General features: G+C 71.4%; 19 protein-coding genes. 6 read left to right on the top strand and 13 right to left on the bottom strand.

All coding sequences use genetic code 11. The features are described from left to right. Positions 1 to 42: 42 nt before the first annotated feature. Genes OHA73_RS29700 through ureA form a run of 3 tightly spaced genes read right to left on the bottom strand, consistent with a single transcriptional unit; the run spans position 43 to position 3,491 of the window. Positions 43 to 1,074 (bottom strand): agmatine deiminase family protein, encoded by a 1,032-nt coding sequence (locus tag OHA73_RS29700; RefSeq protein ID WP_267069132.1) that lies wholly within the window; start codon positions 1,072 to 1,074, stop codon positions 43 to 45. Positions 1,075 to 1,086: 12 nt separating this feature from the next. Beyond that, positions 1,087 to 2,799, bottom strand: a complete 1,713-nt coding sequence (locus OHA73_RS29695) for an urease subunit alpha (protein ID WP_267069133.1) — start codon at positions 2,797 to 2,799, stop codon at positions 1,087 to 1,089. Beyond that, a complete protein-coding gene (ureA, locus tag OHA73_RS29690; protein WP_327656561.1) occupies positions 2,796 to 3,491 on the bottom strand; it encodes an urease subunit gamma in 696 nt (231 codons plus the stop codon). Before ureA ends, OHA73_RS29695 begins: the two co-directional genes overlap by 4 nt. A 385-nt stretch (positions 3,492 to 3,876) precedes the next feature. Here ureA and OHA73_RS29685 point away from each other — a divergent pair, with 385 nt between their 5' ends. After that, entirely contained in the window at positions 3,877 to 4,083 is a 207-nt protein-coding gene (locus OHA73_RS29685) for a hypothetical protein (protein WP_327656560.1), read from the top strand. Between the two features lie 77 nt (positions 4,084 to 4,160). On the opposite strand, the gene OHA73_RS29680 is transcribed toward OHA73_RS29685, so the two are convergent. Continuing rightward, entirely contained in the window at positions 4,161 to 5,249 is a 1,089-nt protein-coding gene (locus OHA73_RS29680; protein WP_267069135.1) for a branched-chain amino acid aminotransferase, read from the bottom strand. Positions 5,250 to 5,696: 447 nt separating this feature from the next. Further along, positions 5,697 to 6,740: a 3-isopropylmalate dehydrogenase gene (locus tag OHA73_RS29675; protein WP_266714427.1), complete on the bottom strand. Its 1,044-nt coding sequence runs from the start codon at positions 6,738 to 6,740 to the stop codon at positions 5,697 to 5,699. Positions 6,741 to 6,868: 128 nt separating this feature from the next. Here OHA73_RS29675 and OHA73_RS29670 point away from each other — a divergent pair, with 128 nt between their 5' ends. Continuing rightward, complete coding sequence (locus OHA73_RS29670; RefSeq protein WP_327656559.1) at positions 6,869 to 8,449, top strand: purple acid phosphatase family protein; 1,581 nt, start codon at positions 6,869 to 6,871, stop codon at positions 8,447 to 8,449. A gap of 6 nt (positions 8,450 to 8,455) precedes the next feature. Here the strand turns inward: OHA73_RS29670 and OHA73_RS29665 are convergent, their stop codons facing one another. The 4 genes from OHA73_RS29665 to OHA73_RS29650 all read right to left on the bottom strand — a co-directional run bounded on the left by OHA73_RS29665 (position 8,456) and on the right by OHA73_RS29650 (position 12,907). Beyond that, the gene (locus OHA73_RS29665) at positions 8,456 to 8,599 is read right to left on the bottom strand and encodes a hypothetical protein (protein WP_266714423.1); all 144 of its coding nucleotides are present in this window, start codon (positions 8,597 to 8,599) and stop codon (positions 8,456 to 8,458) included. A gap of 280 nt (positions 8,600 to 8,879) precedes the next feature. Further along, on the bottom strand, positions 8,880 to 10,934 hold the full coding sequence (locus OHA73_RS29660; protein WP_327656558.1) for an ATP-binding protein: 2,055 nt from the start codon (positions 10,932 to 10,934) through the stop codon (positions 8,880 to 8,882). A gap of 2 nt (positions 10,935 to 10,936) precedes the next feature. After that, complete coding sequence (locus tag OHA73_RS29655) at positions 10,937 to 11,899, bottom strand: PP2C family protein-serine/threonine phosphatase (protein ID WP_327656557.1); 963 nt, start codon at positions 11,897 to 11,899, stop codon at positions 10,937 to 10,939. A gap of 204 nt (positions 11,900 to 12,103) precedes the next feature. Beyond that, complete coding sequence (locus tag OHA73_RS29650; protein WP_327656556.1) at positions 12,104 to 12,907, bottom strand: SDR family NAD(P)-dependent oxidoreductase; 804 nt, start codon at positions 12,905 to 12,907, stop codon at positions 12,104 to 12,106. Positions 12,908 to 13,174: 267 nt separating this feature from the next. On the opposite strand from OHA73_RS29650, the gene OHA73_RS29645 reads away from it, so the two are divergent. Continuing rightward, on the top strand, positions 13,175 to 14,095 hold the full coding sequence (locus OHA73_RS29645) for an NADP-dependent oxidoreductase (protein WP_266714415.1): 921 nt from the start codon (positions 13,175 to 13,177) through the stop codon (positions 14,093 to 14,095). A gap of 122 nt (positions 14,096 to 14,217) precedes the next feature. Here the strand turns inward: OHA73_RS29645 and pruA are convergent, their stop codons facing one another. Then, positions 14,218 to 15,855 carry an L-glutamate gamma-semialdehyde dehydrogenase gene (gene pruA, locus OHA73_RS29640; RefSeq protein ID WP_266714413.1) on the bottom strand — a complete coding sequence of 546 codons (1,638 nt, stop codon included), beginning with the start codon at positions 15,853 to 15,855 and terminating at the stop codon, positions 14,218 to 14,220. Between the two features lie 99 nt (positions 15,856 to 15,954). Then, entirely contained in the window at positions 15,955 to 16,881 is a 927-nt protein-coding gene (locus OHA73_RS29635; RefSeq protein WP_267069141.1) for a proline dehydrogenase family protein, read from the bottom strand. Between the two features lie 201 nt (positions 16,882 to 17,082). Here OHA73_RS29635 and OHA73_RS29630 point away from each other — a divergent pair, with 201 nt between their 5' ends. Then, positions 17,083 to 18,270: a PucR family transcriptional regulator gene (locus OHA73_RS29630; RefSeq protein ID WP_327656555.1), complete on the top strand. Its 1,188-nt coding sequence runs from the start codon at positions 17,083 to 17,085 to the stop codon at positions 18,268 to 18,270. On the opposite strand, the gene OHA73_RS29625 is transcribed toward OHA73_RS29630, so the two are convergent. Then, a complete protein-coding gene (locus OHA73_RS29625) occupies positions 18,259 to 18,849 on the bottom strand; it encodes a TetR/AcrR family transcriptional regulator (protein WP_266714407.1) in 591 nt (196 codons plus the stop codon). The two genes, OHA73_RS29630 and OHA73_RS29625, sit on opposite strands and share 12 nt — an antisense overlap. Positions 18,850 to 18,997: 148 nt before the next feature. Here OHA73_RS29625 and OHA73_RS29620 point away from each other — a divergent pair, with 148 nt between their 5' ends. Next, the gene (locus OHA73_RS29620) at positions 18,998 to 20,572 is read left to right on the top strand and encodes an MFS transporter (RefSeq protein ID WP_327656554.1); all 1,575 of its coding nucleotides are present in this window, start codon (positions 18,998 to 19,000) and stop codon (positions 20,570 to 20,572) included. Between the two features lie 171 nt (positions 20,573 to 20,743). Continuing rightward, positions 20,744 to 23,713 (top strand): helix-turn-helix transcriptional regulator, encoded by a 2,970-nt coding sequence (locus OHA73_RS29615; RefSeq protein WP_327656553.1) that lies wholly within the window; start codon positions 20,744 to 20,746, stop codon positions 23,711 to 23,713. Positions 23,714 to 23,787: 74 nt separating this feature from the next. Here the strand turns inward: OHA73_RS29615 and serA are convergent, their stop codons facing one another. Beyond that, positions 23,788 to 25,389, bottom strand: a complete 1,602-nt coding sequence (gene serA, locus OHA73_RS29610) for a phosphoglycerate dehydrogenase (RefSeq protein ID WP_266714401.1) — start codon at positions 25,387 to 25,389, stop codon at positions 23,788 to 23,790. Between the last annotated feature and the right edge of the window lie 126 nt (positions 25,390 to 25,515).

Genomic DNA, 25,515 nt, shown 5'->3' with positions numbered 1-25,515 from the left:
CGGCGGCGCCGGTGTGCGCCGCCGCTGTGTCCCGGTCACCGTTCAGGCTCCCGCGCGCGGCTGCTGCTGGGTGATGCAGTGGATGCCGCCGCCCGCCGCGAAGATCGTGCGGGCGTCGACGAGGGTGACCGTCCGGGACGGGAAGAGCCTGCGGAAGATCGCCGCGGCCTCCTCGTCGTTCGGGTCGTCGAAGCCGCACAGCACCACGCCGTCGTTGCAGAGGTAGTGGTTGATGTACGAGTAGTCGACCCAGCCGCCGTCCTCCTCGTCCGTGAGTACCGTCGGGGCCGGGACCTCGACGATCTCCAGGGGCCTGCCCTGCGCGTCGGTCTGCCCGGACAGTACGCCGACGATCTCGCGGCTGACCTCGAAGTCCGGGTGCGCCGGGTCCCGCTGCGAGTGGACGAGGACGACGCCGGGCGCCGCGAAGGCCGCCACGATGTCGACATGTCCACGCGTGCCGAACTCGCCGTAGTCCGCGGAGAGTCCGCGCGGCAGCCAGATCGCCTTGGACGTGCCGATCCGGGCGTGGATCTCGGCCTCGACGTCCTCCTTCGCGCGGCCCCCGTTGCGGTCGGGGTCGAGCTGGACCGTCTCCGTCAGCAGCACCGTGCCCTCGCCGTCGACGTGGATGCCGCCGCCCTCGTTGACGAGCGCGGTGGAGTGCACCGGTGTGCCCGCGAGGTCGGCGACATGCCGGGCGATCTTGGAGTCGTGCTCCCAGCGGGCCCAGTCCTGGGCGCCCCAGCCGTTGAACGTCCAGTCCACGGCGGCCAGTTCACCGGTTTCGCCGTGCTTGACGAACGTGGGGCCGATGTCGCGCATCCACGCGTCGTCCAGCTCTCGTTCGGCCAGGTCCACGGACGGGTCGAGGAGCGCCTTCGCGGACTCCAGCTGCCCCGGTCCGACGACCATCGTCACCGGCTCGTACCGGCGCACCGTGTTCGCGACACCCGCCCACGCGGCCCGCGCCCCGGCCAGTTCGCTCTCGTCGGAGAAGGTCGGGTTGGGGCCCGGCCACGCCATCCACGTGCGCTCGTGCGGGGCCCACTCGGGCGGCATCACATACGTCATGGGCTTGATCCCTTACAGGAAGTAGAGGCGGTTGAGGGAGACGGACTCGGCCGGTTCGGAGCGGAGCGGGTCGCCGTCAAGGGTGACGAGGCCCGTGCGCTGGTCCACGTCGACCGCTCCCGTACGGGAGTTGAGACGCAGATCGGCCGGGCCGATGCCGCGCGTGCCGCGCACGGCGACGCGGCGCCTGCGGGTGGGCATCGTGTCGTGGCCGTCGTCGACGGCGGCCTGCGCGACGAAGGCGACCGACAGCTCGGCGGCCGTCGCTCCGTACGCCCCGAACTGCGGGCCGAGGACGAGGGGTTCGCAGGTGTCGGTGGCGGCGTTGGGGTCGCCCACCACCCCGTACGCGGGGAAGCCGGACTTCAGGACGAGCTGCGGCTTCGCGCCGAAGTACTCGGGGCGCCACAGCACGATGTCGGCCATCTTGCCGGGCTCGATGGAGCCGATCTCGTGCGAGAGGCCGTGCGCGATGGCGGGGTTGATGGTCAGCTTCGCCATGTAGCGCAGGACGCGCTCGTTGTCGTGGCCGACGCCCGGGTCGCCGAGCTCGCCCTTCATCTTCCCGGCCATCGCGAACGTCCGGCGAACGGTCTCCCCCGCGCGCCCCATGCCCTGCGCGTCCGATGACGTGATGCCGATGGCGCCCAGGTCGTGCAGCACGTCCTCGGCGCCCATCGTCCCGGCGCGGATCCGGTCGCGGGCCATCGCGGCGTCGCCGGGCAGGTCCGTCTTCAGGTCGTGGACGGAGACGATCATCCCGTAGTGCTCGGCGACGGCGTCCCGGCCGAACGGGAGGGTGGGGTTGGTGGAGGACCCGATGACGTTCGGAACTCCCGCCATTTTCAACACATTTGGCACGTGGCCGCCGCCGCAGCCCTCGATGTGGAAGGCGTGGATGGTCCGCCCTTCGAGGACCTTGAGTGTGTCCTCGACCGACAGGCACTCGTTCAACCCGTCGCTGTGCAGGGCGACTTGGACGTCGTGCTCCTCGGCGACCCGAAGCGCCGTGTCCAGGGCGCGGGTGTGCGCGCCCATGTCCTCGTGCACCTTGAAGCCGCAGGCGCCGCCCTCGGCGAGTGCCTCGACCAGCGGGGCACCGTCGGAGGACGAACCCCGGCCCAGGAAGCCGATGTTGACGGGCCAGGCGTCGAAGGCGGAGAAGGCGTGCTTGAGCGCCCACGGCGAGTTGACCCCGACGCCCCAGACCGGGCCGAACTCCTGGCCGATGATCGTGGTGACGCCGGAGGCGAGCGAGGCCTCCATGATGCGCGGCGAGAGCAGGTGCACGTGGGTGTCGACGGCTCCGGCGGTGGCGATCATGCCCTCGCCGGACACGATCGTGGTGCCCGTGCCGACGACGACGTCGACACCGTCCATCGTGTCCGGGTTGCCGGCCCGCCCGACGGCGTGAATGCGGCCCTCGCGGATCCCGATGGAGACCTTCCTGATCCCGAGCGCGGCGTCGATCACCACGACGTTGCTGATCACGATGTCGCAGGTGTCGCGGACGGCGGCGGCCTTCAGGTGCAGGCCGTCGCGCGCGGTCTTGCCGAATCCGGCGAGGAACTCGTCCCCGTACGCCTGGGAGTCGGACTCGACCTTGATGGTCAGCCCCGAGTCCCCGAGCCGGACGCGGTCGCCGGCGCGCGGGCCGTGCGTCCCCGCGTACTCGTACGGGGTCAGTCGGCGGGCTTCGGCGGCGTGGCCTCCGGGGCGGCTCATCGGCCCTCCTCCTCGGTCTTGGCACCCAGATATCCGCAGGCGGCGGCGCGGCGCAGCGCCTCCTCGCGGGCGCCGGGCGCATCCAGCGGGCCGTCGACGAGGCCCGCGAACCCGATGGCGACCCGGGCCCCGCCGATCGGCAGCAGCCCGACGTCCTGGGTCTCCCCCGGCCCGAACCGCACCGACGACCCCGCGGGCACCGCGAGCCGCATCCCGTAGGCCTTGTCCCGTACGAAGTCCAGGCGCGGGTTGACCTCGAAGAAGTGGAAGTGGGAGGTGACGGAGACCGGGACGGTCGCCGTGTTGGTGACGGTGAGCGTCAGCTCGGGCCGCGGGTCCTCGTGCTCGGGCCCTGGCAGCAGCGCGCCGGGCGCCGCGTCCCCCTCGCCCCCGCCGATCGGGTCACTCACGACCGCGAGCCGCGAGCCGTCGTCGAAGACCGCCTCCACGTGCACCTCGGTCACCACATCGGCGACGCCCGGCAGCACGTCCTCGGGCCCGAGCGCGGACCGCGCCGCCTCGATCGCCTCGGCGAGCCGCTTCCCGTCGCGGGCCGCCTCGCAGACGGTGTCCGCGATCAGGGCGGTCGCCTCCGGCACGTTGAGCCGCAGGCCGCGGCCCTTGCGGGCCCGCGCGAGCTCGGCGGCACCGAACAGCAGCAGCCGGTCGCGTTCCGTGGGGGTCAGTCTCACGCCGTCACGCCTCCTCGTCGTTCTTAGAACGCCACTCTAAACGTTGACGCCGCACGTGGGCAGCCCTGGGCGCGCTCCATGAGCCGACACACATAGAGCGCAGCTCTAAACCAGACGCCCCCACCGCCCCTTCCCGTCCCGTCCCCGGGGGCTTCGCCCCCGGACCCCCACGGGCTCTCGTCCAAGAGCGGGGCTTGATTTATCAAGCCCCGCCGGCGATTGACGAGGCCCGCCCAGCAGAACTTCTTGACATCAAGCCCCGCCGGCGATTGAGGCGGCCCGTCCGGCAGGACTTTCGGGAAGGGGCGGGGTGGGGTGGGGGAACAGGAACGTGTGGGAGGCTCCCTGCCACCGGGCAGGGACCTCACGGGGAGGCAGGACACGCATGACGGACACCACCGGAGCCGGGAGCTCCACCAGATCCGCGGCCAGGACGAACGTGATCCGTGCGGCCAAGTACACGGCCGCCGGGCTGCTGCGCTGCGGGCAGGTTCTGCTCATCGTTCTCGGCGCGCTGGGACAGGCCGCGAAGAAGGGGAAGGGCTCCGGCTGGTCGGGGAGCCGGTCGAGCAGTTCCGACGACGGGGACTGAGCGGGCCCCGGACATGCGTCGGCCCCCGTCCCGCGAGCGCGCGGGACGGGGGCCGATCTTCGTACACCTGACGCGGACTAGCCCAGTTCGTGCATCCAGCCGTGCTTGTCCTCCGCCTTGCCGCGCTGGATGTCCAGGAGCGCGTTGCGCAGCTTCATCGTGACCTCGCCGGCCTCGCCGCCGGACTGGGTCCACTCGGCGCTCGCGCGCTTGACCGTGCCGACGGGCGTGATGACGGCGGCGGTGCCGCACGCGAAGACCTCGGTCAGCTCGCCGGACTCGGTGGCGGCCTGCCACTCGTCGATGGAGATGCGGCGCTCCTCCGACTCGTAGCCGAGGTCGCGGGCGACCTGGAGGAGCGAGTCACGGGTGACGCCCGCGAGCAGCGAACCGGTCAGGGTCGGCGTGACGATCTTGTTGCCGTACACGAAGTACAGGTTCATGCCGCCCAGCTCCTCGACCCACTTGTGCTCGACGGCGTCGAGGTAGGCGACCTGGTCGCAGCCCTTGGCGGCGGCCTCGGCCTGCGCGAGCAGGGACGCCGCGTAGTTGCCGCCGGTCTTGGCGTCGCCGACGCCACCGGGGACGGCGCGCACGCGGTCCTCGGAGAGCCAGATGGAGACGGGCTTCACGCCGCCGGAGAAGTACGCGCCGGCGGGCGAGGCGATGACGATGAAGAGGTACTCGTTCGCGGGCTTCACGCCCAGGCCGATCTCGGTCGCGATCATGAACGGGCGCAGGTAGAGGGACTCCTCGCCGCCGTGCGCGGGCACCCAGTCCTTGTCCTGCTGGACGAGCAGGTCGCAGGCCTCGACGAAGGTCTCGACCGGCAGCTCCGGCATGCCGAGGCGCCAGGCGGAGTGCTGGAAGCGCTTGGCGTTCATGTCGGGCCGGAAGGTGGCGACCGAACCGTCGGGGCGGCGGTAGGCCTTCAGGCCCTCGAAGATCTCCTGCGCGTAGTGCAGGACGTTCGTGGCCGGGTCGAGGGAGAGCGGTCCGTAGGGCACCAGCTGCCCGTCGTGCCAGCCCCGCCCCTCGGTCCACTTGACGGTCACCATGTGATCCGTGAAGTGGCGGCCGAATCCCGGGTTCGCCAGGATCTCCTCGCGCTGCGCGGCGGACAGCGGGGTGGCGGTGGGCTTGAGCTCGATCGTGGGCGTCGTCATGGTTGCGTGTCCTTCACCGTTGGTTGTGACGGACCGCGTTCACGTATGCACTCCCAGGTCCGCAGGACAGGGAGGCGCGTCCGAGCTTCCACGTACATCGCGGCCCCACGTTCGATTATCGCGCGAGGCGGGGTGTGCTCGGAAATTGCCCTGGTGAGTACGCGTACGTGAAGCGGCCCGGGTTCTGTCGTCACACTCCCGTCGTCGCCCGAAGGGCGGCCTCGCGGCGTCTGGTGCGTGCGATCGCAAGGCGCCGGAAGGTCCTAGTAGCGGAGCTACTCGGTCCTTTCGGCAACGCCGCGAGCGTGCGTGCCAGACGTCGCGAGGCAGACGGGAGTGTGACGACAGAACCCTTGGGGTTGATGGTCGCACCCAGGGGCCGCACAAGAACAGCCGCCGGGCGCGGTGTGCGACCCGGCGGCTGCTGCCGTAATGGTGAGCGCCGGGTCAGCCGGCTACTACTCGGGCGACGAGGGCGTCACCGATCTCGTCGGTGCTGCGCACGGAGTCGCCGCGCTCGCCGAGGTCCGCGGAGACCGCGGTCTCGATGCGCGCGGCCTCGGCCTCGTAGCCGAGGTGACGCAGGAGAAGGGCGACCGAGAGGATCGTGGCACTCGGGTCGGCCTTGCCCTGGCCCGCGATGTCCGGGGCCGAGCCGTGCACGGGCTCGAACATGGACGGGAACTCGCGGCTCGGGTTGATGTTCCCGGAGGCCGCGACGCCGATGCCGCCGGAGACGGCCGCGGCGAGGTCGGTGATGATGTCGCCGAAGAGGTTGTCGGTGACGATCACGTCGAAGCGGGCCGGGTCGGTGACGAGGTAGATCGTCGCGGCGTCGACGTGGATGTAGTCGGTGGTGACCTCGGGGAACTCCTTGGCCACCTTGTTGAAGATGTTCGTCCACAGGTGGCCCGCGAAGGTCAGCACGTTGTTCTTGTGGACCAGCGTGAGCTTCTTGCGGGGGCGGGCCTGGGCGCGGGCGAAGGCGTCACGGACCACGCGCTCCACACCGAAGGCGGTGTTGACGGAGACCTCGGTGGCGACCTCGTGCTCGGTGCCCTTGCGGATCGTGCCGCCGTTGCCCGTGTACGGACCCTCGGTGCCCTCACGGACGACGACGAAGTCGATGTCCGGCTCGCCCGCGAGCGGGGTCGAAACACCCGGAAGGAGCTTCGACGGACGCAGGTTGACGTGGTGGTCGAACGCGAAGCGGAGCTTGAGCAGGAAGCCGCGCTCCAGGACGCCGGACGGCACCGACGGGTCGCCGATGGCGCCGAGCAGGATCGCGTCGTGCTTCTTGAGCGAGTCGAGGTCGGCGTCGGTGAGGGTCTCACCGGAGGCGTGGTAGCGCTTGGCGCCGAAGTCGTAGTCCTCGGTCTCCAGCTTCACATCCTGCGGAAGGACGGCGGAGAGGACCTTGAGACCCTGGGCCACGACCTCCTGGCCGATACCGTCACCGGGGATCACTGCGAGATTGATGCTGCGAGACATGCGAGCACCGTACTCCTCGTCCCATGGGATGACACGCGGTGTCCATGATGTGGACGTCCGCGCGATCGCCGCTTTTTGTTCACCCGTATGTATGGCGGGAGTTGGAAGTTACTGGGAAGTTCCCCTTCATGACCACCGCTCCTGACACCCCCAATGTCGGCATCCCCGAACACCTCGCCCGGCGCCTGAGCATGCCCGAGCAACACGAGTACCTGCGGAAGAAGTTCAGCAGGCGCCGCGCCCTGACGGGGGCCGCGGCCTCCATGGGCGGGGCCGCGCTGCTCGGCGGCGGCTCGGCGACGGGCGCGTACGCGGCGCCGCTGCTCCCGGCGCGGGCAGCCGCGGCGCAGGTGGACGGCTCCCTCGTGGCCCCCTTCGGCCGGCACCTCGCCTTCGGCGCCGACCCGAAGACGCAGATGCGGATCTCGTGGCAGGTGCCGTTCGCGGTCAGGAACCCGTATCTGCGGGTGGGGTCGAAGCCCTGGGAGCTGAGCCGGAAGATCCCGGCGGAGGTGCGCGCCCTGCACACGCCGTCCCTGTCGAAGAAGCTCCCCGAGGTCGAGCAGCTCTATCTGCACGCGGCGCTCGACAACCTCAGGCCCGGCACGACGTACTACTACGGCGTCGGCCACGACGGCTTCGACCCGGCGGACGCGGAGCGCCTGGGCACCCTCGGCACCTTCCGTACGGCGCCGGCCGCCCCGGAGGCGTTCGTCTTCACGGCCTTCGGCGACCAGGGCGTCAGCTACGACGCGCTCGCCAACGACCAGGTGATCCTCGGCCAGTACCCGTCCTTCCACCTGCACGCGGGCGACATCTGCTACGCCGACAGCAGCGGCCACGGCAAGGAATCGGACACGTACGACGCCCGTGTGTGGGACCAGTTCCTCGCGCAGACGGAGACGGTCGCCAAGTCGGTGCCGTGGATGGTGACGACCGGGAACCACGACATGGAGGCCTGGTACTCGCCCAACGGGTACGGCGGGCAGAGCGCCCGCTGGTCGCTGCCCGACAACGGCCCCGACCCGGACAGGGCGCCCGGCGTCTACTCCTTCACGTACGGCGGTGTCGGTGTGGTCGCGCTCGACGCGAACGACGTCTCGTACGAGATCCCCGCCAACAAGGGCTACCTGGACGGGAAGCAGACCGCCTGGCTCGACAAGCGGCTCGGTGAGCTGCGGGCGCGGGACGACATCGAGTTCGTGGTCGTCTTCTTCCACCACTGCGCGTACTCGACGTCGACGCACGCCTCGGACGGCGGGGTGCGCGACGCGTGGGTGCCGCTGTTCGCCAAGCACCAGGTGGATCTGGTGATCAACGGGCACAACCACGTCTATGAGCGCACGGACGCGATCAAGGGCACGGGGAACGGGGAGGTCGGCAAGCCGGTGCCGGTCGGCGCGTCGACCGATCCGACGCGCGACGGCATCGTGTACGTCACCGCGGGCGGCGCCGGCAAGGACCTCTACGGCTTCGGGCCGGGCGTGCCGGACAGCTACGAAGGCGACGTGCACGACCGGGAGTCGATCGTCACCTTCCACTGGACGAAGTCACGCCTGCCCGACCCGGACACCGTTGAGTGGTCCCGGGTGCGGTACACCGGCTTCTCGTTCCTCGCGGTGGAGGTGGAGAAGGGCCGGATGAAGGTGTCGGCGCTGGCCGAGACCGGCGAGCGCATCGACCACTTCGAGGTGAAGAGGGGGTCCTGAGGTGGCTCAGTGACCTGTCTCGCCGCCGTTGTCCCTGCGGTCCAGCGCGCGCTGGAGGGCGGCGGCCGCGGTCCTGGCGGCCTGGCGGTCGGCTTCGCTCGACGGGGAGACGTGACGGACTCGGCGGCGGACGGGCGTCGCAGTGGCCATGAGGGATCGACTCCTTGAGATCCGTGGGAATCCTCGCGCGCCATGTGCGCAAGGGGATTTCGAGGCGCCGGAAGGGCGGGAAGCAGGAGCTGCAGGGGTTGCCTGCCAGGTGCTCCGGCTCGCGGCCGCCATTCGCCGGATCGGGCGAGTCGTTCGGCTTCTACAAAGCTAGGACAGGTCTCTGCTTCTGTCTCCACAATTACTCGGACTTCCTACTATCTGAGACGGGACCCACCTCTCCAGTCCCATCGGCACCATCGGTCCCCCCAGTCCCAGGGCGTCAGTGGGCCCGCATCGGCTCCTGCGTCCGCCCCAGGGCCAGCGCGACCACCTCTTCGAGGCCCAGCCCGCCGCCCCGCTCGAACGCCGCCTCGTACCCCTGGTCGCCGAGGGTCTCGCGGGCGAGCGCGACGGCGGTGTCGTGCGGCGCGTTGAAGTACACGGAGCCGAACAGGGGCAGGCCCACCCGGTCCCAGATCCGGCGCGCGGCGCCCTGCAGCACGGCCGCCTGCTCGCAGTCGCCGCGCGAGGCCCACAGCAGGGCGATGACCTCGACGGGCAGTACGACCCCGACCAGGTCGCGGAACTCGTAGTTGATGACCAGGCAGTCGCCGGCCAGGCGCGTCGCCTCCTCGCTGCGGCCCCCGGCCCAGGCGGCGAAGGCGAGGACGTAGAGGGCGTAGGCCTTCGCCCAGCGTTCGCCGTGCTCCTCGCAGGTGGCGCGGGCCTCCTCGCACAGCGGGACGGCCGCCGCCAGGTCGCCCTGGAACGCGAGGGCCATGGCCAGCTCGATGCGGGCCATCATGACGTTGCTGTCGAGCTCGCCGAGCTCGGCGTAGCTGGCCAGGGACGCCCTGAAGTACCGCTCCGCCGTGGCGTGTTGGTCGCGCATCAGCGCGGCACACCCCAGGCGGTGGGTGGCGTACGCGTACGCCGCGTCGTCATCGGCGCGCAGGGATTCGGCCCGGCACTCGGTGAGCATGACCGCCGCGGGCCGCGCGTCCCCCTGGAGGATGGCGATGTAGCCGCCGACCCACAGCGCCTTGAGCCGCTCCGGGTGCGGCCCCGGGACCGCGGCGAGCGCGCGGTCCACCCAGTAGCGGCCGTCGCTGAGGAGCCCGCAGCCGACCCAGTAGAACCAGAGCGTCCCGGCGAGCCGCGCCCCGGCCCGTTCGTGGCCCGGTGTCGACAGGGCGAAGTCGAGCGCGGCGAGGAGCTGTGCGTGCGCGCGCCGGGTGGTGCGGAACACGGCGGTCTGGCCAGGACCGAACCACACCGCCTCGCCCTGCACGGCGAACTCCTGGCACCAGGCGAGATGGCGGGCGCGCACGCGCTGCTCCTCGCCGAGCCGCCGCAGCCACTCGGCGCCGTAGCCCCGGACGGTGTCGAGCTGCCTGAACTTCTCGCCGCCCGGGCCGTCCTCGCGTACGAGCAGGGATTTCTCCACGAGGCCCAGGAGCAGGGGGCCGATGGCCGAGCGCTCCAGGGCGGCGTCGGCGCACACCTTCTCGGCGGCTCCGCGGGAGAAGCTGCCGGCGAAGACGGAGAGGCGGGCCCAGAGCAACCGCTCGGCGGGCAGGCAGAGTTCGTGGCTCCAGCCGATGGTCGTCCGCAGCGTGCTGTGCCGGCCGGTGTACTCCGGCTCGTCGCGGACGAGCTGGAAGCGGTCCTCCAGGAGGGCGAGGAGTTCCTCGGTCTCCTCGCCGCGCAGCCGTCCCGCGGCGAGTTCGATCGCGAGCGGAATGCCGTCGAGGCGCGCGCAGATGCGCTCCACGACCGGCCTGGTGCGGGCGGTGAGCCGGAACTCCGGGTGGGCGGCGTGGGCGCGCTGCATGAAGAGCCGCACCGCGTCGGGCGCGACGGACATCGGCGCGACGGCGAAGATCTCCTCCCCCGACAGGCCGAGAGGCTGCCTGCTGGTGGCGAGGATGTGCAGCCCGGGGGCCGCGGCGAGGAGCCGCGCGGCGAGCTCCGCGCAGGCCCCGATGAGGTGTTCGCAGGTGTCGAGGACGAGCAGCAGGTGCTTGTCGGCGAGGTGCCCGGTGAGCACCTCGTGCTGGGGCCGGGTCGTGTGGTCGGTGGCGTGCAGTGCCGTGGTGACCGCGTGCACGAGCAGTTCGGCGTCCTGGAGTTCGTGGAGCTCGACGCACCAGGCGCCGTCGGCGAACCCGTCCGCCACGTCGGCCGCGGCACGCAGGGCGAGGCGGGTCTTGCCGATCCCGCCGAGGCCGGTCACCGTCACCAGCCGGGAGCGCGCACTCAGTTGTCGCAACAGGTCGAGTTCGCGGCGGCGTCCGATGAAAGGGGTGTGCTCCGTCGGCAGCTGGTGGGCCACGATTACCTCGTCTCGCGCAGATCACTTCGTGTGCGGTATTCATCAATTCCGGGAATGCGGACCGCCCGAGGATCTCGGGTCAACCGAGGGCTGTGCGACCGAAATTGGCCGTCTTCCGCCCGAATATCTCCGTAGTCGACCAGAAGGAGCGCGGCATCGTCTTTCGGTCGCCCCTTCACATGGCGGACCAGGTCCGCCGAGATCGCGTCGAGGAATGTCCCGGGGTCCCGGTCGTAAAGGGCCACCGCGCGTTCCGCGAGCGGATAGAACTCACCGCTGCCGCTCCGTGCCTCGGTGACTCCGTCGGTGTAGAGCAGCAGCCGGTCGCCCGCGGCGAGGGACATCGTGCTCGACCGGCACCACTCGTTCTCCAGCCGGATCAGGCCGAGCGGCGGTGACGGCGGCAGGGGATCCACGAAGGTGGCATGGCGCCCGCGGATCAGCAGGGGCGGCGGGTGGCCGCAGCAGACCAGCTCGAGCTCTCCGTCGTCGCCGTTCGTGCCGAGCAGCAGCGCGGTGACGAAGTCCTCACAGTGCTCACGGCGGGCCAGCGCCGCGTCCATACGCTGGGCCACCACGGTCAACCGGGCCTCGCACTGGACCAGTTCACGGTAGGCGCCGAGGGTGTCCAGGGCGGTGCCGACCGCCGGCATGCCGCTGCCCATCACGTCGCCGATGAGCAGCCGCACCCCGAAGGGCGTGCAGGCGACGTCGTAGATGTCCCCGCCGATCCGGGCCTCGCGGTGCGCCGCCAGGTAGCGGACCTCCGTGCGCAGCCCGCCCACCCGGCCCGGCAGCGGGCGCAGCAACCCCTCCTGCAGGGTGCGGGTCACCGTCCGCAGCGAGTCGAGCACCCGTGACTGAAGATAGAGCCGCACCACGGCGGCGCCGATCGTCGTCAGCAGCAGGAAACAGAAGAGAACGGCCGTGCTATGGCTCGCGAGTTCCCCGGAAACTCGGCGCACGTCTTCTCCGAAGCTCGCACCCGCGCCTGCGCCCGCGCCCGGCGAAAGGAATCGAATTTCTTCTTGAGAAGTCATCATGGTTGCGCCAGCTTTGTCGACCGAGGGGGCCTTCGGGACTTTAGAGCACAACTCCACGCCGCACGAGAGAATGGACAGATCCCGAATCCGTGACAATCGGGAATCGGCTCTCGGGCCACACCCGCCTCACATGCCCATGCCCCCGTCGACCGGAAGCCCCGCGCCGGTGATGAAGCGGGCGGCGTCGGAGGCGAGGAAGACGACCGCGTCGGCCATGTCGGCGGCCTCGCCGAGCCGTCCGAGCGGGGTCCGCGCGATGACGTCCCCCACGGCCGCCTCGGCGCTCGGCCACAGTCCCAGGGTCTCCATGTCCTGGGCGAGGCGGGTACCCATCGCGGTGGGAACCAGGCCCGGGTAGAGGCAGTTGACCCGCACGCCGTAGCTCAGCCTGCCGGATTCCAGGGCGGCCACCCGGGTCAGCCGGTCGACCGCGGACTTCGTCGCGGCGTAGCAGGCGATGCCGGGGAAGGGGATCGTCGCGGCCACCGACGAGATGTTGACGACCGCCCCACCCCGGCCGGCCCTGCCGCCCGGGCGCATCGCCCGGAAGGCGTGCTTGAGGCCGAGCGCGACGCCGAGGACGTTGACGTCGAGCATCCTGCGGACGTCCCGCGGGTCGAGGTCGACGACCAGCCCCGAGATCTCGACACCGGCGTTGTTGACGAGGACGTCGAGGCCGCCGAGCTCGTCCACGGCGCGGCCGACGGCCGTCTCCCAGCTCTCGTCGTCGGCCACGTCGAGCGGGACGAACGTCGCCGCGCCGCCCGACTTCTGCAGCCTCTCGGCGGTCGCGCGGCCCGCGTCCTCCTGGACGTCGGCGATGACGACGGCGGCACCCTCGCGCACGAGTGCCTCGGCCGCCGCCGCCCCGAGCCCCTGGGCGCCCCCGGTCACCAGCGCCTTGCGCCCCGTCAGATCGCACGCGTTCATGGCGGTCCCCTTCTGCTGCTGCCGAGCGGGCGCATCATGTGATGCGGGTCACAGTAAAGCCCCTCGCCCGCCGCCAGGACCGCTCATGGCACCAACTACCCGAATCTGCCCGGGAGTTGATTCGAAGAGTGCTACGGTGCCGACCTTTCGCCGACGCCCGGACATGGCGCTCTCCGCGGCATGGCGCGGTCGTCGCCCACGTCCCACGATGGACCCAGTACCGGCCGGGCCGCGATGGCCGGGCCGACCCTGGGGAGGAGTCCCACCATGCGCGTCATCAGTCAGCGCCGGCTCGGCGGACCCGAGGTGCTCGAAGTGGTGGAGGTGGAGCGGCCCGAGCCGCGGGCGGGCGAGGTACTGGTCCGGGTCCGGGCCGTGGGGGTGAACCCGGTGGACCGGTCGGCGCGCTCCGGCGACGCGCCGCTCTTCGGCGACCCCCCGTTCACGCTCGGCTGGGACGTCTCGGGCGTCGTCGAGTCGGCGGGCCAGGACGTCACCGAATTCCGGCCGGGCGACGAGGTGTTCGCCATGATCCGGGGCGGCGGCTACGCCGAGTACGTCGTGATCCGCACCGAGCACCTGGCGCCCAAGCCGGGCAATGTCGACCACATCCAGGCGGCGGCGCTGCCCGCGGCGGCGCTCACCTCCTGGCTCGCGCTCGTCGACATCGGGCAGATCGGTCCCGCCCGCCGGGTGCTGATCCATGCGGCGGGCGGCGGCGTCGGGCACGTGGCGGTGCAGATAGCCAAGGCCGAGGGCGCGTACGTGATCGGTACCGCGGGCGCCGACAAGCACGACTTCCTGCGCGAACTCGGCGTCGACGAGCTCATCGACTACACGACCACCGACTTCGCCCACTCCCTGCGTGACGTGGACGTGGCCCTGGACCTGATCGGCGGCGACTACGGCCCGCGCACCCTGGTCACCCTGCGCCCCGGCGCCCTCCTGGCCTCGGCGATGCTCTGGGACCCCGGCGTCACCCAGGAGGACGCCGAGACCCGCGGCGTCCGCTTCGCCCCCATCTCGGTCCAGCCCTCGGGCGCCACCCTCCGCAAGGTCGCGGCCCTGATGGCCGCGGGCCGCCTCCGCGCCCACGTATCGGCGACCCTCCCCCTGGAAGAAGCAGCCAAGGCCCACGAACTGGGCTCATCGGGCCACACCCAGGGCAAAATCGTCCTGACCATCTAAGCCCCGCCGGCGCTTGAGGCGCGGGGTCCGGGGCGGAGCCCCGTGGCGTAGGGCCGGCCCACGCAGAACCGCCCCCGACCGAGGGAACACCTCGACCGGGGGCGGCACCGCTACAGAGGCGCTCAGCCCATGTGCGGGTACACGTAGTCCGTCGGCGGAACCAACGTCTCCTTGATCGCCCGCGTCAGCGTCCAACGCTGCAGGTTCTGCGGCGCCCCCGCCTTGTCACACGTACCGGACGCACGCCCACCACCGAACGGCTGCTGCCCGACAACCGCCCCGGTCGACTTGTCGTTGATGTAGAAGTTGCCCGCGGCGTACCGGAGCTTCTCCATCGTGTGGGCCGCGGCCGCACGGTCGTTCGCGATGACCGAGCCCGTCAGCGCGTAGTCCGAGGCCGACTCCATCTGCTCCAGCATGGCGTCGTACTGGTCGTCCTCGTAGACGTGCACGGCGAGGAACGGGCCGAAGTACTCCGTGGAGAACACCTCGTTGGCCGGGTCCGAGCACTCGACGACCGTCGGACGCACGAAGTAGCCGACGGAGTCGTCGTACGTGCCACCGGCGACGATCGTGCAGGACTCGTCGGACTTCGCCCGGTCGATCGCCGCCTTGTTCTTGGCGAACGCGCGGTCGTCGATGACGGCGCCGATGAAGTTCGACAGGTCGGTGACGTCACCCATGGTGATGCCGTCGACCTCGGCCGCGAACTCCTCCTTGAAACCGGAGTTCCAGATGGAGGCCGGGATGTACGCACGCGACGACGCGGAGCACTTCTGGCCCTGGAACTCGAAGGAGCCACGGGTCAGGGCCGTCTTGAGGACGGCGCGGTCGGCGCTCGGGTGGGCGACGACGAAGTCCTTGCCGCCGGTCTCGCCGACGAGACGCGGGTAGGTGCGGTACTTCTCGATGTTGTTGCCGACCGTCTTCCACAGGTGCTGGAAGGTCTTGGTCGAACCGGTGAAGTGGATACCAGCCAGGTCACGGTGGTTGAGCGCCACCTCGGACACGGCCAGACCGTCACCCGTCACCAGGTTGATGACACCCTTCGGAAGACCGGCCTCCTCCAGGAGCTGCAGCAGCAGCACGGCGGCGTGGGTCTGCGTCGGGGACGGCTTCCAGACGACGACGTTGCCCATCAGCGCGGGCGCGGTCGGCAGGTTGCCCGCGATGGCCGTGAAGTTGAACGGCGTGATCGCGTAGACGAAGCCCTCCAGCGGGCGGTGGTCCATGCGGTTCCACACGCCCGTGGAGTTCGCCGGCGGCTGCTCGGCGAGCAGGTTGCGGGCGTAGTGGACGTTGAAGCGCCAGAAGTCGATGAGCTCACAGGGAGTGTCGATCTCGGCCTGCTGCGCGGTCTTCGACTGGCCGAGCATCGTCGAGGCGGCCAGCGTCTCGCGCCACTTCGTGGACAGCAGCTCGGCGGCGCGCAGGATGATCGCGGCGCGGTCGTCGAAGGACGTCGCGCGCCAGGCCGGGGCCGCGGCCAGGGCGGCGTCGACCGCGTCCTGGGCGTCCTGCTCGGTGGCGTTGGCGTACGTACCGATGACGGACTTGTGGTTGTGCGGCTGCACGACGTCGAAGCGCTCGCCGCCACCCAAACGACGTTCGCCGCCGATGGTGCAGGGCAGCTCGATCGGGTTCTCGGCCAGCTCCTTGAGCTTGACCTCCAGGCGGGCACGCTCCGGGGAACCGGGGGCGTAGCCGTGCACCGGCTCATTGACCGGGGCGGGGACCTGGGTCACGGCGTCGAGGGTCATGGGTCCGTATCTCCTTCGGGGGTCGGGGAGTTGGGGACGGAACGGGAAGCTTGGTTGGGTCGTGCCCAGAGGGTCAGCCCTGGGGTTCGGCCCTGGGGGTCAGCCCTTGGTGAGGACCGAGCGGGCGAAGAAGAGAAGGTTGGCCGGCTTCTCCGCGAGGCGGCGCATGAAGTATCCGTACCAGTCGGTGCCGTACGCGGTGTAGACACGCATCCGGTGCCCCTCGGCGGCGAGCCGCAGGTGCTCGTCGCTGCGGATCCCGTACAGCATCTGGAACTCGTACTCGTCCAGCTTGCGCCCGGCCTGCCGCGCGAGCTCCTGGGCGATGGCCACGAGCCGCGGGTCGTGGGACCCGATCATCGGGTACCCGGCGCCCTCCATGAGGATGCGCATGATCCGCACGTACGCCTTGTCGATCTCGGCCTTGTCCTGGTACGCGACCTCGGCGGGCTCCTTGTAGGCGCCCTTCACGATGCGCACGCGGCTGCCGGCGGCGGCCAGGCGGCGGGCGTCGTCCTCGGTGCGGAACAGGTACGCCTGGATGACGCAGCCCGTCTGCGGGAAGTCCTTCCGCAACTCCTCGTGGATGGCGAACATCGAGTCGAGGGTGGTGTGGTCCTCGGCGTCGAGGGTGACCGTGGTGCCGATCTTCGCGGCGGCCTCGACGACGGGCCGTACGTTGGCGAGGGCCAGCTCGTGGCCGCCCTCCAGCGCCTGGCCGAACATCGACAGCTTCACGGACATCTCGGCCTTCGTGCCGAGGCCCAGGTCCTTCAGGCGCTCGACCAGGTCCAGATAGGCGTCGCGCGCGGCCTGCGACTGCTCGACGGTGGTGATGTCCTCACCGACGACGTCGAGCGTGACCTCAAGTCCCTTGGCGGCGGCGTCCTCGATGATCGGCACGACGTCGTCGACCGACTCACCGGCGATGAAGCGGTCGACGACCTGCTTGGTGCCCGGCGCCGCCGACACGAAAGCGCGCATCTTGTCGCTGCGCGACGCGGCGAGGATCAAGGGAGCCAGCACGGGGCACCTCCACGGATCACGAGTTGAGAGCGGGTGGGAACGGACCACTGATTCAGTACGTCAAAAGGTCCATTTCCGTGCGTAACGGGACGGCACGGAGAACCACTCAGAAATCTAAGGATCCCTCCGATCCTGTGCCATCGACACCTGTCACGCATCTGTGGCCCCCACCTCAGACATCTGTATGAAGAGGGGTCCGTGATGGGTGAGAATGGCGGGGTGAAAGGTGATTACCAGGAGCTGGTCGACGAGATCTCGGCGCTGCTCGGCGCCCCGGCGACCCTCGAGAACCGCGACTTCCGCCTCATCGCCTTCGGCGCCCAGGCCAGCGCCGACGACGACACCGACGGCTTCGACGAGGCGGCGCTCGACCCGGTGCGCACGCGCTCGATCCTGACGCGCGGCTCGACCTCGGCGGTCCGCTCCTGGTTCGAGGGCTTCGGCATCGCGAGCGCCAAGGAGCCGGTCCGGATCCCGGCGACCCCGGAGGCCGGCGTCTACCGCGGCCGCATCTGTCTGCCCGTACGCCATCACGGTTTCGTCCTCGGCTACGTATGGCTGCTCGACGACGATCCGGGTCCCACGGAGGAGCAGCTCGATGCGGCGATGGCGGTGGCGGGCCGGATCGGCGCGCAGCTCGCCGACGAGGCGCAGGCGGGCGCGGACCTGACCCGCGAGTTCCACTCCGTGCTCACGGCGGAGCGGGGCTGGCAGCGGGACATGGCGGTGGCGGCGCTGCGCACGGCGCTCGGCGACCGGGCACCGGGCCTGCACACGGTGGTCTGCGTCGCGCCGTGGCCGTCGGCGGACCCCGACGACGCTCCTTCGGTACGCACCGTCCCGGCGGCGGACGCGCTGTGCACGGTTCCGTGGGGGGTGACGGGCCAGTGCCTCGCCCTGCTGGTGCGGCTGCGCTCGCGCGAGGCCCTGGAGCCCGCGCTGACCGCGGCGGCGAAGCTGCGCGCCCGCGCGGGTTCCCCGGTGGCGGCGGGCGTCGGCGCCGCGCGTGACGACCTCGCCGAACTGGCCACGGCCTGGCAGGAGGCGACGGCCGCGGCGCGCGCGGCGCTGGCCGACCCGCACCTCGGCCCCGACGCGCAGTGGTCGTCGATCGGCCCGTACCGGCTGCTGACCGCGCTCCCCGCGGAGGCCGCGCACGACCCCGCGGTCGCGCCCCTGCTCTCCCCCACCCACCGTCAACTGGCGCGCACCGCCGAGGTGTTCCTCGACTGCGCGGGCCAGGCGGGCCGCACGGCCGCGGCCCTCGGCATCCACCGCCAGACGCTGTACTACCGCCTGTCACGGGTGGAACAGCTCACCGGCCTCGACCTGGACGAGGGCGAGGACCGGCTGCTGCTGCACATGGGGTTGAAGGCGTCACGACTGTGAGGACTCCGTGGCCTGCGCGGCCGTGATCAACCGACGCATCCCCTCGGTGAGCTCCTCGGCGCTGGGCGCGCTCTCCGGGTCGAGCATGTACTCGGCGATGAGCCCGGTCATCAGCGTCATGTAGAGCTTGCCGAGAGTGTCGACGGCGGGGTGGTCGGCAGGCGGCTCCTCGCCACCCATGAACATGGGGATGGTCCCGCGGCCGCCCTCGCTCTGCGCCTTGCCCACGATCTCCCGCACGGCGGGCAACTTGTCGCCCAGCACCACGAGTTCCATGCCCAGGTACCACATGGAGTCGGGCTTGCCCAGGCTCTCGATGACGTTCCCCCAGACCTCCTGGAAGCGCTCCAGCGAACCGGCCGGGGCCTTGAAACCGCCCTGGTCGAAGACGTCGGACGACTCCTCCACCAGGGCGAGGTAGGCCTGCGCGAGCAGCGCGTCCTTCGACCCGTAGTGGTAGCCGATCGACGCCAGGTTCGCCCCGGACTCCTTGACGATGTCGCGCGCCGTCGTGCGCGCGAACCCCTTCTCCAGAAGGCAGCGCTTGGCGCCTTCGAGCAGATCTTCGCGGTGTCCCATGGCCCCACCCTACCCAGATTCCAGACGGCTGTCTTAAACGACTGTCTTACACGATCGTCCATGACGACCGTCCATGACGACCGTCCATGACGACCGTCTTACACAAACGTACTAGACAACCGTTTAAGACGCTCGTACAGTTCCTGCCATGACGAACCCGACGAGCACCACCCCACCCGCCGAAACCCTTGCGGGGCGCCGCGAGTGGACCGCCCTCGGCGTGCTGATGCTTCCGCTGCTCCTGGTCTCGATGGACGTCTCCGTCCTCTACTTCGCGATCCCCCAGATCAGCGCCGACCTGGAGCCGAGCGGCACCCAACAGCTGTGGATCTTCGACATCTACGCGTTCGTGCTCGCCGGCCTGCTGATGACCATGGGCTCGCTCGGCGACCGCATCGGGCGCCGCAAGCTGCTACTGTTCGGCGCCGCCGCCTTCGGCACCGCCTCCGTCCTCGCCGCGTACGCGAACAGCGCCGAGACGCTCATCGCCGCCCGCGCGCTCCTCGGCGTCGGCGGCGCGACGCTCATGCCGTCCACCATGGCGATCGTCCGCACGATGTTCACCGACCCCGGCCAGCGCGTGAAGGCGATCGGCATGTGGTCCGGCGTCATGACCGGCGGCATCGCGCTCGGCTCGGTGATGAGCGGCATCCTCGTCGAGCACTTCTGGTGGGGGTCGGTCTTCCTTGTCAACCTGCCCGCGATGGTGCTGCTCCTGGTCCTCGGCCCGGTCCTGCTGCCGGAGTCCAAGAACCCGGAGCCCGGCCGCTTCGACCTGCTGAGCGTGCCGCTGTCGATGGCCGCCGTGCTGCCCGTCATCTACGGCATCAAGGAGATCCCGTCCGAGGGCTGGAACGTGCGGTACGTCCTCTCGATCACCGTGGGGCTGCTGTTCGCCGCCCTGTTCGTGCACCGCCAGCGCACCGTCAAGTCCCCGCTGATCTCCCCCGCCCTGTTCCGCGGCCGCGGCTTCGCCCCCGGCGTCGTCCTGAACCTCGTCTCGTCCTTCGGCATGATGGGCTCGGCGTACTTCACCACCCAGTACCTGCAGTCCGTGCTCGGCAAGAGCTCCATGGCGGCCGCGCTCTGGTCGCTGCTCCCCACGGTCATGGTCGGCGTGGCGGCCCCCGTCGCCGCGCAGCTCGTCGCGAAGGGCGTGCACCGCGCCCATGTCGTCGCCGGCGGCTTCACCGTCGCCGCCTGCGGATACGCGCTGCTGGCCTTCACCGGCACCGACTCGCTCTGGCTGGTCCTGGCCGGCGCCGGCGTCCTCGCTTCCGGCATCGTCACCGTGATGTCCCAGATGATGGACCTGGCGCTCGGCACCGTCCCGACCGCCAACTCCGGCTCCGCCGCGTCCCTGTTGGAGACGGGAGCCGAGTTCGGCGGCGCCCTCGGCATGGCGGTCCTCGGCTCCATCGGCACGGCCGTCTACCGCCACGGCGTCCCCGCCGACGCCCCGGCCGCGGCCCACGAGACGCTGGGCGGCGCCCTCGCGGTCGCCGGGCAGCTGCCGGGCGACGCGGGCCGGGCCCTGACGACCGCCGCACGGGAGGCCTTCACCAACGGCATGCAGGCGGCGGCGATCGCGGGGGCGGTCGTGCTCCTGGCCGCCGCGGTCCTCTCCGTGGCGACCCTGCGCAAGGTGACGGTGCGCGAGGACACGGCGGACCACGAGGCCGGGGCCCCCGCGGCGGCGCCGGACGAGAAGGCGACGGTCTGACGACGCCGACAGCCTCACGGCTCTGACCGCTCCGACAGCCACCCACCGGTCACGATGCGATGCCGGGCGGACCGGAACACTCCGGCCCGCCCGGCATCGCCGCACAGGGAGCCCGGAAGGCGGAAGCCTGTAGCCAGGGATGACGCCGCCGGACCGTGCCAGGATGGCCCCGTGGCTCAGACATTCGATACGCCGTTCATCGGCCGGGCGGACGAACTCGCCCGGCTCACCGGCGTCCTGGAGCGGGCCGCGGCCGGCGACCCGCGCGCCGTCCTGGTCGCCGGGGACGCCGGCGTCGGCAAGACCCGGGCGCTGACGGAGGCCGCGGCACACGCCGCCGCCACCGGCCTGACCGTCCTCACCGGCCACTGCGTGGACCTCGGCGACGTGGGCCTGCCGTACCTCCCGTTCACGGAGATCCTCGGCGCTGCGGCCGCCGACGAGCGGCTCGCCCCGGCCTTCGCCGCGTACCCCGCGGTGGACCGGCTCATCGGCGCGGCCTCGGGGGCAGGCCCCGCGCCCGACCCCGGCAGCCGCCTCCAACTCTTCGAGGGCGTCGCGGGACTCCTCGCCGACCTGGCCGACCTGACCCCGCTCCTCCTGGTCGTCGAGGACCTCCACTGGGCCGACCAGTCCTCCCGCGACCTGCTCCGCTTCCTGCTCAGCCGGGGCGTCCTGCAACGGCCCGCGCCGGGCGGCCCGCCCCGCCGCCTCGCCGTCTTCGCCTCGTACCGCGCGGACGACCTGCACCGCCGCCACCCCCTGCGGCCACTGCTCGCCGAGCTGATCAGGCTGCCTGCCGTCGACCGTCTCGACCTGCGTCCGATGGCCGACGCGGACATGGCCCGCCTCGTGCGCGCCCGCCGCACAGGACCCGTGCCCGACAGCACCGTCCGCCGCATCGTCGAGAGCGCCGAGGGAAACGCCTTCTACGCCGAGGAGTTGCTCGCCGCGCTGCCCGGCGACGACGAGGGGGCCGACTCCCCCACCATGCCCAGCGGCCTGGCCGACGTGCTGCTCATCCGGATCGAGCAACTCACCGAGACCGCCCAGCAGGTGCTGCGCACGGCGGCCGTCGCGGGCCGCCGGGTCGGGCACGAGCTGCTGCGGTCCGCCGTCCAACTGCCCGAGGAGGAGCTGGAGTCGGCGCTGCGCGAGGCCGTCGGACGCCAGCTCCTCGTGCCGGGCGACGACGCCACGTACTCGTTCCGGCACGCCCTCACCCGCGAGGCCGTGTACGCGGATCTGCTGCCCGGTGAACGGGTCAGGCTGCACGGGCGGTTCGCCGCGCTCCTCGCGGGCGAGGGCCGTTCACCGCAGAGCGCGGCGGAGCGCGCCCACCACTCGCGCGAGAGCCACGACCTGGCCGACGCCCTCGCGGCCTCCCTCGAGGCCGCCGACCACGCCCAGCGCGTCGGCGCGCCCGCCGAGGAGCTGCGGCACCTGGAGACAGCGCTCGAACTGTGGGCCGTGGTGGACGCGTCCGCGCGCCCCGAGGCCGACGACACGGCCACCCTCACCCTGCGCGCCTCGGCCGCCGCCGCCCGCGCGGGCGACCCCCATCGCGCGGTCCAGCTCACCCGCTCCGCGCTCGCCCGGGCCGGCTCCGATGCCGACTCCGAGCTCGCGGCGCGCGTGCGCTACACCCTCGCGGGCAACCTGATCCGGATCGACCACCTGGAAGCCGCGTTCACGTACAGCAGCGAGGCGCTGGCACTGATCCCGGCAGAGCCGCCCTCGGGCACCTGGGTGTGGGCGGCCTCGACCCACGTCATGGCCGCGCGGCACGTGGGCAGGAACGAGGACGCCGAGCGCGTCGCCCGACAGGCGCTCGGCATCGCCGAGCGACTTGAACTGCCCGACGCCCGGGCCGACTTGATGATCTCGCTGGTCGGCCTTGAGGCGCACAACCGGCGTACGCGGCAGGGCCGGGACCGACTGGTCGGCGCCCGTGAGCTGGCCGGCGGCGCCGGGAACCTGCCGGTGGAGATGCGGGCCCTCTACAACCTCGCCATCGGCTGTTACGAGTCCGGCGACCTGGACGCCTGCCTGCCCTGGATCGCCGACGGCCTCGACCTCGCCCGCCGCGGCGGCCTCCTCACCTCGCCGTACGCCCTCGAACTGCGCTACCTGCAGTCCCTGCTGCTCTACACGCTGGGCCGCTGGGACGAATGCGCGCGAGCTGCCGCCGCCGACACCGAACTGCTGCCGCCCGCGGGCGGGTTCGCGATCGCGCCCGCGCTGTACGTGGCCCTGGCCCGCGGCGAGTACGACGCGGCCGTCACCGGGGCCCGGGGGCTGCTCGACCATCACTTCGACTGGATGGCGGCACTCGTCGCCGCGATCGTGCTGACCGACGCGGCCGCACTGCGCGGCGACGCCGAGGAATGCGTACGACAGATGCACGCGTCGGTCGAGTCGCTCACCGACGTCTCGGGCGGCACGCGGCCCGACGCCGTGGTGCGGCTCGCCGCGCTTGCCCTGGCGGCGGTCGCGGACGCGGCGGAGGAGGCCCGGCTCTCCGGCGACACGGCGGGCTCGGAGCGCTGGGCGGTGACCGCGACCGAGCTGGTGGAGCTGGCCCGCGACACGGCGGCCCACGGCGAGGACGGCACGGAGCAGGGCCCCGAGGGCCTGGCCTGGCTGGCCCGCGCCGAGGCCGAGCGGGTGCGCGCCGCGACCGGCCCCGACGTCGCGGCCTGGGAACGGGCCGTGACGGCGTTCGACTACGGCGAGCCGTACGAACTGGCCCGCTGCCAGAGGAGGTTGGCCGAGGCCCTGCTCACCGCGGACCGCCGCGAGGAGGCCGCCGAGCAGGCGTACGCGGCCCGGGACGCGGCCGTACGGCTCGGCGCCGAGCCGCTGCGCGAGGCCCTGGACACCCTGATCAGGCGGGGCCGCCTCGCCGACGCCCCGGCCGCCGGGGACCGTATCGCCGCACTGACCGCCCGGGAGAGCGACGTGCTGCGGCTGCTCGGCCGGGGGCGCACCAACCGCCAGATCGGCGAGGAGCTGTTCATCAGCGGCAAGACCGCGAGCGTCCACGTCTCGAACATCCTCGCCAAGCTGGGCGCCGCGAGCCGCACCGAGGCGGTGGGCATCGCGTACCGCGAGGGCCTGATCGAGCCGGAGGCGTCCTGAAACGCGAGGGCCGGGTCACCCGTGGGTGACCCGGCCCTCGTACTAATCAGACCAGCAAACTCGGCCCAGGAACCTCAGACGAGGTTGACCGACCGCGCCGAGGTCGCGCCGATCTCGGCGGACAGCTCGTTCAGCACCGACTGCGGCACCGTGTCGTCCACGGTCAGGACCGCGAGGGCCTCGCCGCCGACGTCGGCGCGCGAGACCTGCATGCCGCCGATGTTGATGCCCGCCTCACCGAGGACACGGCCCACCGTGCCGACGACGCCCGGACGGTCCTCGTAACGCAGGACGACCATGTGGTCGGCGAGCGCCAGGTCCACGTCGTACTCGTTGACCGCGACGATCTTCTGCAGGTGCTTCGGGCCCGCGAGCGTGCCGGAGACCGAGACCTCCTGACCGTTGCCGAGGGTGCCGCGCACCGTGACGACGTTGCGGTGGTCGGGCGACTCGGAGGACGTGGTGAGGCGGACCTCGACGCCGCGCTCCTGCGCGAACAGCGGGGCGTTGACGTACGACACCGTCTCGTCGACGACGTCCTCGAACACGCCCTTGAGCGCGGAGAGTTCGAGCACCTTCACGTCGTGCTGGGTGATCTCGCCGTACACCTCGACGTCGAGGCGGGCCGCGACCTCGCCCGCGAGGGCGGTGAAGATCCGGCCGAGGCGCTCCGCGAGGGGCAGGCCCGGCTTGACGTCCTCGGCGATGACGCCGCCCTGGACGTTCACCGCGTCCGGCACGAGCTCGCCGGAGAGCGCGAGGCGCACCGACTTGGCGACGGCGACGCCCGCCTTCTCCTGCGCCTCGTCCGTGGAGGCGCCGAGGTGCGGGGTGCAGACGACCTGGTCGAACTGGAACAGCGGGGAGTCCGTGCAGGGCTCCTTCGCGTACACGTCGAGGCCGGCGCCGGCGACGCGGCCTTCCTTGATCGCCGAGTACAGCGCTTCCTCGTCGACGATCCCGCCGCGCGCGGCGTTGACGATGCGCACGTTCGGCTTGACCTTGTGCAGCGCCTCGTCACCGATGAGACCGAGGGTCTCCGGCGTCTTCGGGAGGTGCACGGTGATGAAGTCCGAGACCTCGAGCAGCTCGTCGAGGGAGAGGACCTTCACGCCCATCTGCGCGGCGCGCGCGGGCTGCACGTACGGGTCGTACGCGACGACCTTCATGCCGAAGGCGGACATGCGCTGCGCGACGAGCGCGCCGATGCGGCCGAGGCCGACGACACCGAGGGTCTTCTCCGCGAGCTCGACGCCCGTGTACTTGCTGCGCTTCCACTCGCCGCCCTTGAGGGCCTGCGAGCCCTGCGGGATGTTGCGCGCGGTGGCGATGAGCAGGCCGCAGGCCAGCTCGGCGGCGGTCACGATGTTCGAGGTCGGCGCGTTGACGACCATCACGCCGGCCTTGGTGGCGGCGGACACGTCCACGTTGTCGAGGCCGACGCCGGCTCGTGCGACGACCTTCAGCTTCTTCGCGGCGGCGATCGCCTCGGCGTCGACCTTGGTGGCCGAGCGGATCAGGATCGCGTCGACGTCGGCGATGGCGGGCAGCAGGGCCGCCCGGTCCGCGCCGTTGCACTGGCGGATCTCGAAGTCCGGGCCCAGGGCGTCGACCGTCGCAGGCGACAGCTCTTCGGCGATGAGTACGACGGGTTTGCCGTTGGCAGCAGTGCTCACGTGAGTCCTCACAGGTCCAATGCGGACGGCCGTCCCGACGGCCGCAGGCGGTGGAGGGTGCTTGCCGCGATTAAGACGCACGACGCTGTGGGCCCAACGCGAATGTGTTCAGCAGTGTAGTGCCGC

Source organism: Streptomyces sp. NBC_00483, from assembly GCF_036013745.1.
Taxonomy (GTDB): Bacteria; Actinomycetota; Actinomycetes; order Streptomycetales; family Streptomycetaceae; genus Streptomyces.
The sequence above is the reverse complement of the archived record's forward strand: the minus strand, read 5'-3'. Positions and strand labels throughout refer to the sequence as shown.